18 protein-coding genes and 1 riboswitch are annotated in these 14,889 nt (G+C 36.6%); of the genes, 7 read left to right on the top strand and 11 right to left on the bottom strand.

Translation table 11 applies throughout. The features are described 5' to 3' along the window. Position 1 precedes the first annotated feature (1 nt). A complete protein-coding gene (locus LEGAS_RS02365) occupies positions 2 to 526 on the top strand; it encodes a GNAT family N-acetyltransferase (RefSeq protein ID WP_010389029.1) in 525 nt (174 codons plus the stop codon). Here the strand turns inward: LEGAS_RS02365 and LEGAS_RS10350 are convergent. Continuing rightward, positions 492 to 635: a restriction endonuclease gene (locus tag LEGAS_RS10350; protein ID WP_010389031.1), complete on the bottom strand. Its 144-nt coding sequence runs from the start codon at positions 633 to 635 to the stop codon at positions 492 to 494. The genes LEGAS_RS02365 and LEGAS_RS10350 overlap by 35 nt on opposite strands. A 46-nt stretch (positions 636 to 681) precedes the next feature. Next, positions 682 to 1,215 (bottom strand): dihydrofolate reductase family protein, encoded by a 534-nt coding sequence (locus LEGAS_RS02360; RefSeq protein ID WP_010389034.1) that lies wholly within the window; start codon positions 1,213 to 1,215, stop codon positions 682 to 684. 108 nt (positions 1,216 to 1,323) lie between these two features. Further along, a riboswitch (TPP riboswitch) is annotated at positions 1,324 to 1,413 on the top strand. 150 nt (positions 1,414 to 1,563) lie between these two features. Here LEGAS_RS02360 and LEGAS_RS02355 point away from each other — a divergent pair. The 4 genes from LEGAS_RS02355 to tenA are packed head-to-tail and all read left to right on the top strand — an operon-like array spanning position 1,564 to position 4,886. Then, on the top strand, positions 1,564 to 2,145 hold the full coding sequence (locus tag LEGAS_RS02355; RefSeq protein ID WP_010389036.1) for an ECF transporter S component: 582 nt from the start codon (positions 1,564 to 1,566) through the stop codon (positions 2,143 to 2,145). Then, on the top strand, positions 2,138 to 3,547 hold the full coding sequence (locus tag LEGAS_RS02350; protein ID WP_013231276.1) for an ABC transporter ATP-binding protein: 1,410 nt from the start codon (positions 2,138 to 2,140) through the stop codon (positions 3,545 to 3,547). The genes LEGAS_RS02355 and LEGAS_RS02350 overlap by 8 nt, the downstream gene beginning before the upstream one ends. Then, positions 3,544 to 4,206 carry an energy-coupling factor transporter transmembrane component T family protein gene (locus LEGAS_RS02345; RefSeq protein WP_010389038.1) on the top strand — a complete coding sequence of 221 codons (663 nt, stop codon included), beginning with the start codon at positions 3,544 to 3,546 and terminating at the stop codon, positions 4,204 to 4,206. Before LEGAS_RS02350 ends, LEGAS_RS02345 begins: the two co-directional genes overlap by 4 nt. 11 nt (positions 4,207 to 4,217) lie before the next feature. After that, a complete protein-coding gene (gene tenA / locus LEGAS_RS02340; protein ID WP_010389039.1) occupies positions 4,218 to 4,886 on the top strand; it encodes a thiaminase II in 669 nt (222 codons plus the stop codon). Positions 4,887 to 5,091: 205 nt separating this feature from the next. On the opposite strand, the gene LEGAS_RS02335 is transcribed toward tenA, so the two are convergent. The 6 genes from LEGAS_RS02335 to LEGAS_RS02310 all read right to left on the bottom strand — a co-directional run bounded on the left by LEGAS_RS02335 (position 5,092) and on the right by LEGAS_RS02310 (position 9,875). Further along, positions 5,092 to 5,361, bottom strand: coding sequence for a hypothetical protein (locus LEGAS_RS02335; RefSeq protein WP_013231275.1), 270 nt, complete (start codon positions 5,359 to 5,361; stop codon positions 5,092 to 5,094). A 145-nt stretch (positions 5,362 to 5,506) separates the two neighbouring features. Continuing rightward, positions 5,507 to 6,586, bottom strand: coding sequence for a glycerol dehydrogenase (locus tag LEGAS_RS02330; protein WP_081457738.1), 1,080 nt, complete (start codon positions 6,584 to 6,586; stop codon positions 5,507 to 5,509). Positions 6,587 to 6,600: 14 nt separating this feature from the next. After that, entirely contained in the window at positions 6,601 to 7,335 is a 735-nt protein-coding gene (gene fabG, locus LEGAS_RS02325; RefSeq protein WP_010389043.1) for a 3-oxoacyl-ACP reductase FabG, read from the bottom strand. Positions 7,336 to 7,355: 20 nt separating this feature from the next. Continuing rightward, a complete protein-coding gene (locus LEGAS_RS02320) occupies positions 7,356 to 8,609 on the bottom strand; it encodes a CinA family nicotinamide mononucleotide deamidase-related protein (RefSeq protein WP_010389044.1) in 1,254 nt (417 codons plus the stop codon). Further along, positions 8,599 to 9,324, bottom strand: a complete 726-nt coding sequence (locus LEGAS_RS02315) for a triose-phosphate isomerase (protein WP_013231273.1) — start codon at positions 9,322 to 9,324, stop codon at positions 8,599 to 8,601. The genes LEGAS_RS02320 and LEGAS_RS02315 overlap by 11 nt, the downstream gene beginning before the upstream one ends. Then, complete coding sequence (locus LEGAS_RS02310) at positions 9,321 to 9,875, bottom strand: NAD(P)H-dependent oxidoreductase (RefSeq protein WP_013231272.1); 555 nt, start codon at positions 9,873 to 9,875, stop codon at positions 9,321 to 9,323. The genes LEGAS_RS02315 and LEGAS_RS02310 overlap by 4 nt, the downstream gene beginning before the upstream one ends. A 474-nt stretch (positions 9,876 to 10,349) precedes the next feature. Here LEGAS_RS02310 and LEGAS_RS02305 point away from each other — a divergent pair, with 474 nt between their 5' ends. Beyond that, the gene (locus LEGAS_RS02305) at positions 10,350 to 10,637 is read left to right on the top strand and encodes a winged helix-turn-helix transcriptional regulator (RefSeq protein ID WP_029510849.1); all 288 of its coding nucleotides are present in this window, start codon (positions 10,350 to 10,352) and stop codon (positions 10,635 to 10,637) included. A gap of 45 nt (positions 10,638 to 10,682) precedes the next feature. Here LEGAS_RS02305 and LEGAS_RS02300 read toward each other — a convergent pair whose 3' ends face one another. Continuing rightward, positions 10,683 to 12,764, bottom strand: coding sequence for a DNA topoisomerase (locus LEGAS_RS02300; protein ID WP_013231271.1), 2,082 nt, complete (start codon positions 12,762 to 12,764; stop codon positions 10,683 to 10,685). Between the two features lie 154 nt (positions 12,765 to 12,918). Between LEGAS_RS02300 and LEGAS_RS02295 the strand changes: the two genes are divergently transcribed. Then, the gene (locus LEGAS_RS02295) at positions 12,919 to 13,170 is read left to right on the top strand and encodes a hypothetical protein (protein WP_041771670.1); all 252 of its coding nucleotides are present in this window, start codon (positions 12,919 to 12,921) and stop codon (positions 13,168 to 13,170) included. A 74-nt stretch (positions 13,171 to 13,244) separates the two neighbouring features. Here LEGAS_RS02295 and LEGAS_RS02290 read toward each other — a convergent pair whose 3' ends face one another. Both LEGAS_RS02290 and LEGAS_RS02285 read right to left on the bottom strand, forming a co-directional pair. Continuing rightward, positions 13,245 to 13,796: an ECF transporter S component gene (locus LEGAS_RS02290; RefSeq protein WP_013231270.1), complete on the bottom strand. Its 552-nt coding sequence runs from the start codon at positions 13,794 to 13,796 to the stop codon at positions 13,245 to 13,247. Further along, entirely contained in the window at positions 13,793 to 14,788 is a 996-nt protein-coding gene (locus LEGAS_RS02285) for a nucleoside hydrolase (RefSeq protein WP_013231269.1), read from the bottom strand. The genes LEGAS_RS02290 and LEGAS_RS02285 overlap by 4 nt, the downstream gene beginning before the upstream one ends. Between the last annotated feature and the right edge of the window lie 101 nt (positions 14,789 to 14,889).

Raw genomic sequence — 14,889 nt, 5'->3', positions numbered from 1 at the left:
TATGACCGTCAATCTTAAACCTTTTTCAAAATCAGATATTAAATACGTTTATGACGTTGAATATGGTATATTAGCCGATCGCACCTGGATGGCTTTTAATGGCCCTTATTTTCGAGATCCCATCCCAACATGGCATGAATTTCAACAAAAAATGCCTGAGTTAATTGATAATGCGTACCATCGTTTAATTTGGTATAACGACCGTATCGTCGGTGAAGTTTCTGCACATTGGATTGATGGCAAGCTCCAACATTGGTTAGAAGTTGGTATCATCATTTATCAAAAAAGTGATTGGGGTAAAGGTATCGCCAGCATTGCCCTAAAAATTTGGCTCGCAGAATTATTTTCACAACATGAAAAACTACCACATATTGGTCTAACAACCTGGTCTGGCAATATCGGTATGATACGCGTTAGTGAAAAAGTCGGCTTTGTACATGAAGGCACAATACGATCAGTACGCTATTGGCAAGGCGCTTATTATGACTCTGTTAAGTATGGTGTTTTGCGTGCTGAGTTTGCGTAAAAAATTCATCATCAATTAATTGCACAGTGTTATTTCTTTTTCTAGCAGACTCAATAGCTTCTGCTGAAAATGTAGATGTCGTAACAAAAATACCACGAGTATGCGCCACAGTGATTAGATCTCTGGGCAACCAACATTTAATTTTAGATAAGCGACTACTTTATGGCACTTGCGCTTTTAAGGTGAATTTCTGTCATTTCACCCAATTGTGTTGTCTCAATTACCTGTAAACGATAGCGATATCTGCCAGGCTCAAACAACCGCTTACCCTGTCCAAGTAACACAGGCACAATTTGTATCCAAAATTCGTCAACCATATTGGCTTCAAGTAACGGCTTTAAAATGCTACCACCGCCAACAACCCAGATATCATTACCCGCTTGTTTTTGATAATCTTTAATAATATCGACAACATTCCCTGAAACATAAGTCGTATCTGTTTGACTTAGATGCTTACCACGCGAAAAAACAACTTTTTCTTTACCTGCATAAAACGTTGCTTCACTCATAAGCTTCTGTGCCACTTCAAATGTTTTTCGTCCCATTACAAATGTACTAATCTGTTTTTCAAATGTTTCATAAGTTGATTGACCATTTAAATTAGTATCAAATAACCATTGCAAATCATCATTTTCATCAGACAAAAAGCCATCCAAACTTATGGCACCATAAAACACTACTTGACGCATAAACCACACCTCTCTTTGCTTAAAATCACAGTTATTCATTGTCAATGCTAATTTTAACATAGTTGCATAATCAAAAAAATTATGTTAAGTTTAACTTGTAGTTTAATATTTAACAATCTGGGGTGCCACGTGGCTGAGAAACACCCATTGAACCTGATCTGGTTAATACCAGCGAAGGGAGAATTGCTTTTTTTGACGTTGTACTAGGCAAACTCTTGGCTCATAAATGAACCAAGAGTTTTTTATTAGCTTAGAAAACGTATTACAAAAAAAGATTGCGATTTTAAACCATTTTGTATACCAGACATAAAATAACAACTACAAAAAAATTCTTGGAGGCATACTATTATGCAAACTATTTCAAAGTCAAAGTCAACACGTTGGGCACTTCGTGATGTGTTGTTATTGGCATTCGTCGCTGTTTTTATCGGTTTTATTTTTTGGGTACTCGGCCCAATTTATAATTTATTATCAGCTGCTTTAACACCATTGGGTTTAGCGCCTTTTGCAAATGAACTGCTAATTGGTGGCTGGATGATGGCTGCTCCACTTGCTAGTATTTTGATTCGCCAAGCAGGAGCTGGTGTTTTAGGTGAATTATTTGCTGCTGCTGTTGAAATGCTACTTGGCGGTCAATGGGGAGTCGCAACTTTGTTATCTGGCCTCGTACAAGGTATCGGTAGCGAAGCAGGATTTGCCGTTTTAGGTTACAAAAACTGGGGCTGGCGTGGTATCTTTGCCTCAGCAATCACCGGAACAATTGTGACTTTTATCTGGTCTACCTTCCGTGATGGTTACAGTTCTTACCATATCGGTCTATTAATCGCCTTGTTTATCACACGCTTTATTTCACTTTTGTTCTTTGGTGGTGTCTTAGTTGTTGCCATCCAAAAACTAATAGAAAAGGCTGGTGTTTTGCATCGTGACTGATTTAGTGGTTGACAATGTGAATTTTGCTTATCGCGAAACACCAGTGTTAACCGATATTTCACTCAAATTACGACCGAATAGTTTTAATTTACTCATCGGTCCAAGTGGTAGTGGTAAGTCTACATTGCTTAAATTATTATCCGGCTTATATCCAACATTTAGTGATGGTACATTGACGGGTGAATTAACTCTCGATGGCTATGATATTCATGATATTGTTCCTTATCAACGTGTCACACATATTGGCTACCTATTTCAAAATCCAACACGTCAATTTGTTATGAGAACGCCCTTTGAAGAATTACGATTTAGCCTTGAAAATTTACAAGTTAAGCCTGAAGATATTGAAAAACGTATTACAAATGCCATGGAAAGTGTTGGTATGACAGCATTTATGCACCATGACTTAATGAATTTATCTGGTGGTGAAAAACAAAAAGTTGCACTAGCCACCGTTTTAGCTGCAGATAGTGATTATTTATTGTTAGACGAACCATTTGCTAATGTTGATCCCGTTGCAAGATTACAACTCATCGACGTTATCAAAGCCTATCAAAATGAAGGCAAAACAATTTTAATAACAGATCACGATTGGAGTGGTTATACAGATGCGATTGATGATATTTTTGTCATGACCGCTGGTAAGCTACATAACGCATCATCAGATGAGCAGCAACAAATTTTAGCCAAATTACCAAATCAACCGGCCATTCATACAAGCCTACCTAACGAAAAAGAAGGTATTATTACACTTGAATCGGTGACATTAAAAAATGGCAAACGTACGCTGCTATCAACTACAAATCGTCTATTCCCCAGAGGAAAAAGAATTCTCATTACTGGTCCAAACGGTGTGGGTAAATCAACGCTACTGTCTGCTTTGGTTAAATTATATCCTTATGGCGGTACAATTACCTACCAACAAGAAGATATTGCTAAGCGTAAAATAGCAAAACATGTGCAAGACATCGCACTTGTTTTTCAAAATGCTGAACAACAATTTGTTGCCATGACCGTTCAAGAAGAACTGACACAGGCGCAGGCATTAAGCCATTCTCCTGAACTTTGGTCTGATGATACAATCATTACCGTCTTAACACAGCTAAATCTTCATGACCTTCGTGACCATATTGTTTATCAGTTGTCTGGCGGCCAACAGAAAAAATTACAGGTATTATTGATGCTAATAATTGGTACCCCAACGTTATTGTTTGACGAACCATTAGCAGGACTTGATAGTGCATCACAGCAGCATCTGCTTGATGTCATTGCCGACTTTACCAGACGTCAACATCAAACAGTCATCATGATTAGTCATCAATTACACGCTGTTACAGATTGGTTTGATTATCACCTGAAATTTGACAATCAACAGCTTAATTATATCGGTGATGCCTCATGAACCCATTGATTAAGTTTACAACAGTTATGGTTATTGCTTTGGAGCTTACTTTTATAAAAAGCGTGACACTCAATGTTATTGTTATTGGCGTTAGTGGTTTTTTATATCTATTTCTTAAACTCCATTGGCGTCAATGGTTATGGTTGTTTATATTACCCTTATTACCTGGACTAGGTTCTTGGTTTTCGTTGATGTATTTTGGTACTGGGGACCATGAACACATGGCTTGGATTATGTTATCACGTGTTTTCGCCTATCTATGGTTAGGTGGTTTGTTTACATTAAAACTTAACGATGAACGTGATGTTTTCTTAGCTACTTTAGAGCAAAAGGCCAAACTTAGCGCAACATTTGTTTACGCGTTAGTTGGTGTTTTGAATTTCATGCCGGCCGTTAGCCAAGAAATGAAAACCATTCGTGTCGCTTCGCAAATGCGTGGTCAAACACTGCATATTTGGCAGCCTCAACTCTATTTTAAAGCTATTTTGGCGGCCATTCGTTGGTCACAAAATCTAGCTGAAGGTATGGTTAGCCACGGATTTACTGAAGGCGCGGCCCGAACACACTTACAAGTCGTTACCATTAAACGACGTGACTGGTTCTTGTTGATCATTATCTTAATTGCTTTTCAATTATTATTACTACCCAATTGGTATTGAGGAGATACTTTATGACTTTTTCACAAGATATATTAACCCGTGCACAACCAATCATGGATACCATTATGGTGCACCCATTTGTTAAAGGTATCGCAACTGGTAACGTGCCTGATGACATTTTAAATTATTATGTTGAGCAAGATGAACATTATTTAAAAGATTATTTGCAAGTCACTGCACTCACAGTAACAAAAACAAACGATACAAATGATATTGCGCGCCTCCTAGAAACAGCACAATTTATTAGTAACGAGTCAAAAGCACATGAAATTATGTTAAATATTACTGGTCATCATGTGGAAAATTGGCGTCGTAGTCCAGATACACAACGCTACACGGATCATATGTATACATCAGCTTATCATGGCACTTATGCTGATGCACTTGCTGTTTTGTTGCCATGTGCTTGGAGTTATGGCGTGATTGGCCGTGAACTTGTTGCACAAGGTGCAAACAATGACGCCAACCCACTTAAAGAATGGATTGAAATCTATTCACCACAAGCAAATGATGAGATTGATTACAATGCTTGGCGGTTTGATGCTTTAGAACGTGCCGTTGCTAATCTCAACGATAGCCAAAAAGAACATGTTATTCAAACATTTTTGAAGAGTTTAGAAATGGAATGGCGTTTCTGGGAAGCTGCCTGGAATCAAACACAATGGCGGTTTGATTTTTAAAGTAACACCCACAATTAAAAGGTCAATAAAAACAGATTAATGTGCTTATCATCAGTTTAAACACACTAACCTGTTTTTATTTTTTCTCATAGCGGAAACAGGATCTACCTAGATTTTGCTTGAATAACAAGTTATATCATCAAGTCACACAAATAAAACACCTTCTGCTACAGCAGAAGGTGTTCAAATATCTCGTATCGTATTTTTAAAACCATAAGCCCACAGTTAAGCCAACATCATCTCCGATGTTTGGCTCCTGTAATTTCATATATAGTGCCAATCCTGCTTTAGAAATTTGTTGTTCTAAGGCTAGCTTGCGAAATTCGGCTGCAAGTGCCACAATAACTTTGTGCTCATAGGTTTTCTTTTTTAATTGTGAAATTGCACGTTCAACCATCGCTTGCTCGACACTGTCATCTAAATGAATCGTTTCTAAGTAAGATAATAAGTCATGTTGCTTTTTAAAAAGTGTCATGTTTTACTTTCCCTCTATCAATACCATACCAGTTCATCGCTGCCAATTCAACTCACCACTGAGTCTGTTAATTAATTAATTCTATTTTGTCCAACTATTGGGGTTCACATCGTTATGTTCATTTTTTAATTGGTATCTGCATAATCTATTTTTTCGCATAACTATCTATCTGTAATAACATATTCACAATATCTTCCTCTGTGAAAGATAAATTCATTTGATGTATCGTCTCATGTGGACGTAATATTTCTCGTGCAATTTGACGCAAGATGTTCTGATCATTCATTATGCCTAAGTCTTTCAAACATACCGGAAGACCTAATAAACGTTGAAAATCTAAATATTTTTTATAGGTAATATCTGATGATTTTGAAAGTATAAGTTGCCCTAACAGACCAAAGGCAACCTTTTCACCATGCATAATAGCTGGAGATATAAATGTCGTTAATCCATTAGCAATACTGTGTGCTGCTGCTTCCCCACCACTTTCAAAACCTAATCCACTCATCAAAATATTAGCCTCAACAACAGCTTCAAAATAATTATCGACAACGTGTGCGTTATTTGCTTCAATAGCTAACTCAGCATTTTGAAATATTGTTTTACTCGCTTGTTCCGCTAATACACCTGCAGTTATTGTTTGCCTATCCCCAAACATATTATGACCGTTACCACATTGAACGGCACGATACTCTATAAATGTGGCAAGCGCATCTGCGATACCAGCAATTAAAGTACGTGTTGGTGCGTTAACAATGATGCTAGTATCAACCATAACCAAAGCTGGACTATCATCAAAAAAAATATATCTCTCAAAATTCCCTTGCCTATTATATTTAGCTGATAACCTTGATGTAGGCGCATCTGTCGATGCTAAAGTCGGGATAACAACAAGTCGACATTCAACTTGTGCAGCAATAATTTTTGCAGTATCAATGACTTTCCCGCCCCCAACTGCAATGACAATACCAGCATTTGAATGACGTATTTTTTGGCACAAACATGACAACGCATAATCATCAAAATCATCACTAATAGTGAGAACTTCACTAAACAGATGTTGTTCATTAAGTTTATCAGATAGCGGATTTGCTGCAATATCAATAGCAACACCGTTACTAAGAATAACCGCACGTTTCCCGAGGCGTTTCATTTGATCGCAATGATTTAATAAAATATCTTGCCCTTGTATATACAAAGATGGACTGGAAAAACTTTTCATCATGCTGCCTTTCTAAATTAAATGCTTTGACCACCATCTATTACAATGGTTTGCCCTGTCATGTAGGAACTTTCTGCTAAAAATTCTGCAACCTCAGCTAATTCTGTGACATTTCCAAAACGCTTCATTGGGATAGTCTCTAATATACGTTCTTTAATCTTATCAGATAACACATCTGTCATATCAGATTTAAACATACCTGGTGCAATAGCATTAACACGGACCTGCCGTCTTGCTGCTTCTTTGGCTAATGTTTTTGTCATACCAATTAACCCTGCTTTACTAGCCGCATAATTAACCTGACCTATATTGCCATGCAAACCTACAATAGAACTCATATTAATAATACAACCAGATTTGGACTTTAACATATGTTTCAAAACTGGCTGTGTCACATTAAATGTACCAATTAAATTCGCATGAATAACTTGTGTGAAATTTTCTGAAGACATATTAACAGCCAATTGATCCGCTGTGATACCCGCGTTATTAATTAAAATATCAACACCTTTAAATTCATTCGTTTGATATAAATCTGTTATTGCGCGATTAATTGCTTGCTGATGAGTCAATTCAAATTTTACTTCCAGTGGTGGCAAGTTAAATTGAGACTTGATTTTCTCATCTATACCATGACGAGAATGTAATACAACTTGTGCACCAAGTTGATCAAAATGCTTAGCAATGGCTAAGCCAATTCCCCTTGAAGATCCTGTTATTAACACTGTTTTCCCTTGTATCTGTTCTACCATACGCTCATCCCCATTTACTATTATGCCCGTTCAACTAAATCTTGGTGTATTAAGTGTCGTCGAACTAAATCTAGTGCGACAAATATCGCCTCTTCAATATTATCTTGATGATCTTTTGCAAATATTTGTGATGTAACCATCAATTGTTGCTGATTATCAAATAAACCAAACCAAACTTTCTCATTAACATATTCTTGATGACCAATGCTTTCCGGTTTTTCTGCTAAAATTGCCAACCCAATGTTAGCGCCTAATCTCTTTTGTGTTAATTCTGCTAAGCGTTTAACTAATTCAGCACCATTATCACCTGATAATTCAATCTCATCATCTGTTAAATCAAGCAAGGCACTCATACCGTTAAAACCACCAGTTACTAACTCCGTATTTGATACAACGTTTTGTAATGTTGATTGAACCAACCCACGCGTAAATACTTCTGTCATGGCAATTGTTTTCTCTTCTTCTTGTAATAATTGTGCGACAACTTTCTCTAAGGTACTATGCTCACCCACACCATAAAAATAATCACCAACTAATTGATTAATTTGCGTTGCCATTTTTTTATTCAGATTGTTTGCTTTATTCTCTGATGATGAAGTTGCCTTAAGTCTTATGACCACTTCATGTTTTTGGGCATAAGTTTTAATTGTTGGATTCGTTTGATTGACAATTAAACCATTAATTAATTGCGATAATCTTGATTCACCAATGCCAAAATAACGCATAACTAACGAACTTAGTGCTTGACCATTGCAATACGTTTTTGTAAATAATGGCAACACATATTGATCAAACATTGGTTCCATTTCCCATGGTGGACCAGGTAATAATAAAAAATCCGGTCCAATAGTATTTTGATAAAAACTGCCCACAGCAAACCCAAAATCATTTTTCAGGGGCACAGCATCTTTTAAAAAAAGTGCCTGACGATAATTATTATCTGCCATCTCAATACCAACATCATCATGCCACTTTTTTAATTTCGATAGCGTATATGAATCTGGTATCAATGGCTGATTGATAAATTGAGAAACAACTTGCTTCGTTAGATCATCTGTTGTAGGTCCTAGGCCACCAATCATAATAATCAATTTGGCACGACTAACGGCCAAATTCAATGCTGCATGAATGCTCTTTTCATTGTCGCCTACAATAGATTGATGGTGAGAGTCAATGCCCATATCGTGCAATGCACGCGCAATATATGGGCGATTAGTATCAGTTATTTGTCCCAACAACAATCCTGTTCCCACAGATATGATTTCAGCTTCCATGAGTCAATAATCTTTCTCTTTTGATTCGATTTAATGTTTTGATCAGCGGTTGAAATGACGTCACTTCTTGATAACGATCACCAATTAACACGCCATCATATCCGATTTTTTCAGCCACATTAATGCCCTCTTCGTTGATATGTCCGCCCATCACTAAATGATATGCTGATAATCCGCTACTATTAGTTAGTTCATCCATATATTGTTTTAATTTCAGATATACTGCCTCCATCTCTACATAGGAATAGACAGGTTGATTGGACTGTGTTGATTTCAAAGATTCATAAGCTATAATCACGCGTTGGTCACTCAAATCACTATTTTTTAAAATAGATTTTAATTCACGGATAACTAAATCCGGCCCACTATGAATTCCTAAACATATAATTGGCACAATATGATTGTGAAGACAATTGATTAAGCGTTCATTAATCATATCTGTTGTTTCATTTAGCAGTCTTCTGCGCTCTAAATGACCTACAAAAGCATATTGAATCTTTAATCCATTCAATACGCTAGCAGAGACTTCCCCCACTGTACGTTGCACTAAACTAATGTTTTGCGCAACAATTTCATAATTGTGATACCTATTGTGTTCTGGTAGCGTGGGTGCAACTAATAATTTAAAATCAAGAAATTCACGCTCAATATCTTGTAACCATTTTAACTGTTTTTCATAATGCATCATATTTTTAAAATTAACAATACAAATCATACATTAACCTCTTCAATAAATTGTTTTTGTTCAGATAAATATAATTCTATCTCTGGATTATGAATCACATCATGACACGATATAACACCATCTTGAGACCAACTAGTCAATCCAATAAACTCTAATGCTTTTATAGTGGGTTGCAATATGTCCGATACACTCATACCATTAAAAAATTGATTATTATCATTAAATGCTGCAGTGGGTGCATTCCATGTTGTAGATAACATAAATTTTTTACCAAATAAACGTCCACCCTGCCCATACTTTGTGTAATCTAAACCGTAAAATATGCCATAAGCAAACACATCATCAAAATAACTTTTTAAAGCGCCAGGCACATTAAACCAATAGATGGGAAACTGTATAATAATTAGATCGGCCCATAACCATTTATTGATTTCCTCTATTCGTTTATAATCTTCGATAACCGTGATTTTCGTGTCATGTTTATCCTTGAATTGCCTAACATATTCTGTAAACAAGCGGTTGTTTAATTGGCCATTCGCATCAACATGTTTTTCAAAACCATTAATAATTAATATATTCATTTATTTTTCCTTATTTTAACTAAATTTTAGTGATTTGATAATGTGTCTAGTACTTGGTTTAGGAATACGACAAAAATAAGTTTTTGTCGTTCAGTTTAATTTAATAAATCTCCCTCCAAGCATTAAATTTTGATGTTTTTCTGTGTATTCTGCTTGCTATAACAGCATACTTGAAATTTCAATTTGTTCATTTACTTGATGGGATAGAATACTTCCAAATTAGTATTCTCGTAAAGATATCGCTTTACCACTATCTGTAGCACCAATAATTCATAGATAATGTGTTAATAATTGGTTAACATCCAGTGATAACATTTATCCATTATCACTTTTTGTACAAAATTATCAATTCTTCTAAGATATTGCCAAACAATATTGCATAGATTATAATTAACTATGTGAATTATTTTACTATATATTTTTAAAATTGCACATAACGCACTATTTTGTGCGTTAGTTATTAATCGAGGAAAAATGCCTACTATTTCAATGTCTACAAAACAAATCATAAAGCTCATGGGATCTAAATGGTCTATTGAAATTTTGCTGACTATCTCAACTTTACAAGTCACCGGTTTCAATCAATTACAGCAAGAACTTTCTAGTATCTCACACAAGGTGCTAACTGATCGTTTAAAAGAACTGGTTACTCATTGTTTAGTTAGTCGTACCATAGTTGAACGTATTCCCTTAAGGGTGATCTATAAAATTTCACCAAAAGGGCTTTCTATACTGACGATGTTAGAACAATTAAATGATTGATCAAATCAAAAAGCATCTGAAAATGTGCTCCCATTTTCAAATGCTTTATTTTTTTGCTTTCGGATTCAATTTAAAGCCATAAAATGTACTACCTTTAAATGTTTGTTTTGCTAATTTACCGGTCGCCGTGTAGATTTTCCCACGTTTAGACTTCGATTGAAAACTGATTTCAGCACCATTTAACATTTTGGTTAGTTCATCATCAGTAAAAATATGCCCACTCCATTCACGAGCAAAAGTAATTTCTTCGCCTTTGAATAGGCCAGTCATTTTTTCTGTTACTTTTTTCTTTGGTACTTGTTTTGGTTTACCAAGCAAGGTTTCTAGTTGCTCTGCATTGTCTAACATAATCGGCATATCATGTTCAACCACCTTTGTTACTGAATCTAGCACTTGGTCCATTGTCATGTCAAATTGGCCAACTTGATCCATCATTTCAAATAAACGTTTGGTGATTTTAGGCGAAGCAATCCACGTATCTTTCACCATAATAGCAGACACTTGCCCAGTTTCTGTCAATCCTAATTTACCACGCGTTTCAGTTAACATCGCTTTAATACCACGAGACATCTCAGATAATGTTGACACACGTGTTGCACCAGTACCAACATTATGTTTTTCCAAAAAAGCCATAATCCATTTAGTCGTTGGTGTTTGTGGCTTTGGATTCGCTCCTTCATGCAAATAAGGCCTTGCTTGCGGTCCTAATTGTGATGCAGTTGAATTTTCTTCTTCCTCTTCTTCAACCTTAATGGCTTTTTGTGAATCATACACTAACTTAAAATTCATCTTAAGTGGTCTATTAAACGCCGTTTTAAATTCCGGGTAATCTTTCAAATTAGCCGTCACATGATCGTACACATAATCTTCTGCCAGCATTGCTAAATAGTTTTTAGCCAAAACTTCATAGATTGCTGGTCCACTGGCACCAAATTTTACCAAAGATTGTGTTGTTTTTGGTAAATTTTCGCCGGGCCGATTGGCTCCGTGCGCACCTTGTGATTTAACATGCGTTGTCCGTGGAGAACGGTGTGTTAACAACATCTTGTCGACACCAACAACATCCGCGATCTGATCAATCAACGGTAGTAATTCATTAAATTGCTCTGGAGTTACGGTCTTGTCTTCTGTACGTGGATATGAAACAATTTGTGCTTCATACATTTTTTGGTAAGTACTTAGCACTTCTTTTGAAGAAAAACCACGCGGCGCTAATATTGAAGCCAATCCGGCTAAATCTAGTAGCTTTCCGGGTGCTTGCGTTCGCGTTTGATGTTTTTCATTGATAACGTCGGTCTTATGATACTGACTGAAATCAATTTCTGCTTCTTCTTTCGTCGCAAACCGCCACGGAATCACATCTCCTTGGGGTGTCACTCTGCCAAAAACATGTTCTGCGGGATCCTTAAATTTCACTTCAAAATATGGTGTTTTGACATAATTTTTAATCGCATCAAGTTGTTGATAAACACGCCAAATAATGACAGATTTCAACCGACCTTCACGCGCGACTACTTTAAAGCCTGCTTTTTTAGCTGCAGTGGTTGCAATTCGAGTGAGTTGCATTGAAGCAAAGTCCCACCGATTACGGCTTTCACCTTTAACATATTCACCATCAGCCATCTTATCCGAAACATCTCGTAATTGATGCATGGCCTTTTGAATACCCGATACTGACTCATCCATAAAGTTCGCACGTAGCACTTGACCCCGCCAGCCAATCGCATCCAAAGCCTCCCAGGCAAGTAACTCACCCTCACCAGAAGGGTCAGTATCAGTTGCAATGACAATCGCATCGTACCCTGATTTTGATTCCTTCTTTAAGTCATCAATTAATTTTTTTGTTGATTCCACCTTACCTGTACGCATATTACGTTGACGAATATACGTCCGTGCCCATGAAAAATCAGACAAATTCCATGGCAAATGTTTCACCAACCAAGATTTGTATTGCTTTTTTAATTCTTCGGCAACCATTGCTTCAGGGTCTTTTAACGTCATGACATGACCACGCAAATTTGCTATTTTGTAAGTGAAATCGTTAAATACACCGGTCTTACCACCAAGTGCTTTCGTAAAATTGGCAGCCGCCGATGGCTTTTCAGTTAAAATGAGATAGTTTGTCATAAGTTTTTTGAGTGTCTTTCTTGTATTCTTATCTTTCATTTTAACAGATTAGATGTCATTCAGGAATGAACTGCTACACACTTCATTTGTAAGGTTACTTTTATTTATGCTACAATTAGTCATAAACTATAGTACACTGAGGATAAGTAATAATATGTCATACAAACTAATACTACTAATATTTTTCATTTATTTCGTTAATAGTAAAACTTATAAAAATTCAAAATTTGCACTGACAATTGCAGCTTATCGTGGTTATGTTCTTATACTGATTGGCTTATCATGGTTAATCTATGTCGTATGCAATACATGGGGTAATGAGATGTTCATTCTACCAGTTGGCTTCATTTTAATTGGCCTTATTGCGATGATCATAAACAGAAAATTAAAAAAGATCGTTAAATAAAAAGATGGTGTGTCTCTAAAATGTTAAGTAACATTTTAGAGACACACCTTTTTTATTTTTAAAAATGAATAAGATTACACCAGTTTAATTCGTGACAACAAGGTGCGGTACACAATGGCAACAACATATACCCCAATCATACGATCTAAATAATCTGTACCCACCTGCACCAAGAAAACTGAAATTGATTGACTCAAGCCAAAACCATGTAGGACTTGAACAATCATGCTTGATCCAGATGATGTGATACCATGAAACAAGATCACTGTGATAATTGTACTAATAATCGTAGCTGGTATAGAGATGACAAGGGCAACCCACCAAATATTTTTAAAATCTGTTGGTTTAATTTTTTTATAAACAAATCCAGATACTAGCGCAGTCGCTATTTGACTGGGCATAAAGTAGATTGAGAAAAGATCTCCAGTAGTACCATTAATTAACGCCGTTAGAATGCCAGTAAATAGACCACCAATAGGTCCAAAAAAGGCACTCCCTAGCAAAGTTCCAATCGTATCCAAATAAATAGGTAAACGTGCATACAACGCAAGGTGACCACCGACAATGTTAATCACAATAAATAATGCAATTAACGCAATTTTTTGTGCTGAGACATGTTTTGTCATGATAATCGCTCCAAGTTGGTCGCAATATTATCTAACTCTTTTTCAATGTCAGCGGCATCCCTAATCAGTAGGCCACTAATAATGTGTGACATGACAGCTTTAGCATCCACAGCTTGCAAAATCGTTGCGTTCGGTTTTTTTTGCCAAAAATTTTCACGGTCGACAATGCTTTGTCCAAGGGCAACCCCTTCAGTTACAACTGTTACATATTTGTCGATGCTCTGTACAAGTTCAGGGTGTAATGCATAAATAATTACTAATGGATCATTGATAACAGCCCCTAAAACATGCTCTTGTTGCCAATGAAAATCAAAATAAAATTGGATAATTTGAGCAACAAATGCGGATTTTTCTGCATCCAAATATTGCATCATCTGGAGCATATTTGGCGTAAATTCTAGTTTGCGCGTTACATCTAGTGGCACAAGCTCAATATTCAATGGACTATTTTGGAAAACATAATCAGCTGCGTCAGGATCGACCCAGAAATTATATTCCGCTACAGGGGATGTATTGCCATTAGTCTGGTCAGCACCACCCATCACAATTAAGCGTGACACCTGTTGCCAAATATCTGGTTGTTGCTTAAGTGCTAGAGCCACGTTAGTCAGCGGCCCTAAGGCTAAGAACCAGACATCCTCATTTTCAGATAACAACTTGGCGTACCCTGCCTGGGCATCGCGTTGGCTCGGCTTCACGTCAGTCACTAATGTCATGTTACTTTCACCAAGACCATCGTCGCCATGCGTATCCTGTGCACTAACATAATCATGCTTTAATGGTGATTCTGCACCGGAAAAAACTGGAATATCAAGTCGATTGGCTTCACGTAATACTTTCAATGCATTCTGAACACCAATTGCTGTAGGCACATTGCCTTCAACAATGCTAATACCAATGACATCCAATGGTTGTGACCGTAAAGCCACAAGCATCGCCAAACTATCGTCAATGCCTGGATCAGCATCAATGATCACTTTTTGTTTTCGCATTATCTCTCCTACCTTTCAAGGTTACTTGGTTTTTTATCCTGGGCAGTTTACGAACCAGTCCAATAAACAATTTATTGATTTTGATAAATGCGTATTAAGTA

The organism is Leuconostoc gasicomitatum LMG 18811, from assembly GCF_000196855.1.
GTDB lineage: Bacteria > Bacillota > Bacilli > Lactobacillales > Lactobacillaceae > Leuconostoc > Leuconostoc gasicomitatum.
Note: the sequence above shows the minus strand (reverse complement) of the source record. Positions and strands in the feature narration are given on the sequence as shown.

Excerpts from the sequence above, each read along its gene's own strand:
- LEGAS_RS02345 (WP_010389038.1), top strand. The coding sequence starts at position 3,544 with ATGAACCCATTGATTAAGTTTACAACAGTTATGGTTATTGCTTTGGAG.
- LEGAS_RS02355 (WP_010389036.1), top strand. The coding sequence starts at position 1,564 with ATGCAAACTATTTCAAAGTCAAAGTCAACACGTTGGGCACTTCGTGAT.
- LEGAS_RS02310 (WP_013231272.1), bottom strand. The coding sequence starts at position 9,875 with ATGAATATATTAATTATTAATGGTTTTGAAAAACATGTTGATGCGAAT.
- LEGAS_RS02365 (WP_010389029.1), top strand. The coding sequence starts at position 2 with ATGACCGTCAATCTTAAACCTTTTTCAAAATCAGATATTAAATACGTT.
- LEGAS_RS02330 (WP_081457738.1), bottom strand. The coding sequence starts at position 6,586 with ATGATGAAAAGTTTTTCCAGTCCATCTTTGTATATACAAGGGCAAGAT.
- tenA (WP_010389039.1), top strand. The coding sequence starts at position 4,218 with ATGACTTTTTCACAAGATATATTAACCCGTGCACAACCAATCATGGAT.
- LEGAS_RS02315 (WP_013231273.1), bottom strand. The coding sequence starts at position 9,324 with ATGATTTGTATTGTTAATTTTAAAAATATGATGCATTATGAAAAACAG.
- LEGAS_RS02360 (WP_010389034.1), bottom strand. The coding sequence starts at position 1,215 with ATGCGTCAAGTAGTGTTTTATGGTGCCATAAGTTTGGATGGCTTTTTG.
- LEGAS_RS02300 (WP_013231271.1), bottom strand. The coding sequence starts at position 12,764 with ATGACAAACTATCTCATTTTAACTGAAAAGCCATCGGCGGCTGCCAAT.
- LEGAS_RS02320 (WP_010389044.1), bottom strand. The coding sequence starts at position 8,609 with ATGGAAGCTGAAATCATATCTGTGGGAACAGGATTGTTGTTGGGACAA.
- LEGAS_RS02295 (WP_041771670.1), top strand. The coding sequence starts at position 12,919 with ATGTCATACAAACTAATACTACTAATATTTTTCATTTATTTCGTTAAT.
- LEGAS_RS02335 (WP_013231275.1), bottom strand. The coding sequence starts at position 5,361 with ATGACACTTTTTAAAAAGCAACATGACTTATTATCTTACTTAGAAACG.
- LEGAS_RS02285 (WP_013231269.1), bottom strand. The coding sequence starts at position 14,788 with ATGCGAAAACAAAAAGTGATCATTGATGCTGATCCAGGCATTGACGAT.
- fabG (WP_010389043.1), bottom strand. The coding sequence starts at position 7,335 with ATGGTAGAACAGATACAAGGGAAAACAGTGTTAATAACAGGATCTTCA.
- LEGAS_RS02305 (WP_029510849.1), top strand. The coding sequence starts at position 10,350 with ATGCCTACTATTTCAATGTCTACAAAACAAATCATAAAGCTCATGGGA.
- LEGAS_RS02290 (WP_013231270.1), bottom strand. The coding sequence starts at position 13,796 with ATGACAAAACATGTCTCAGCACAAAAAATTGCGTTAATTGCATTATTT.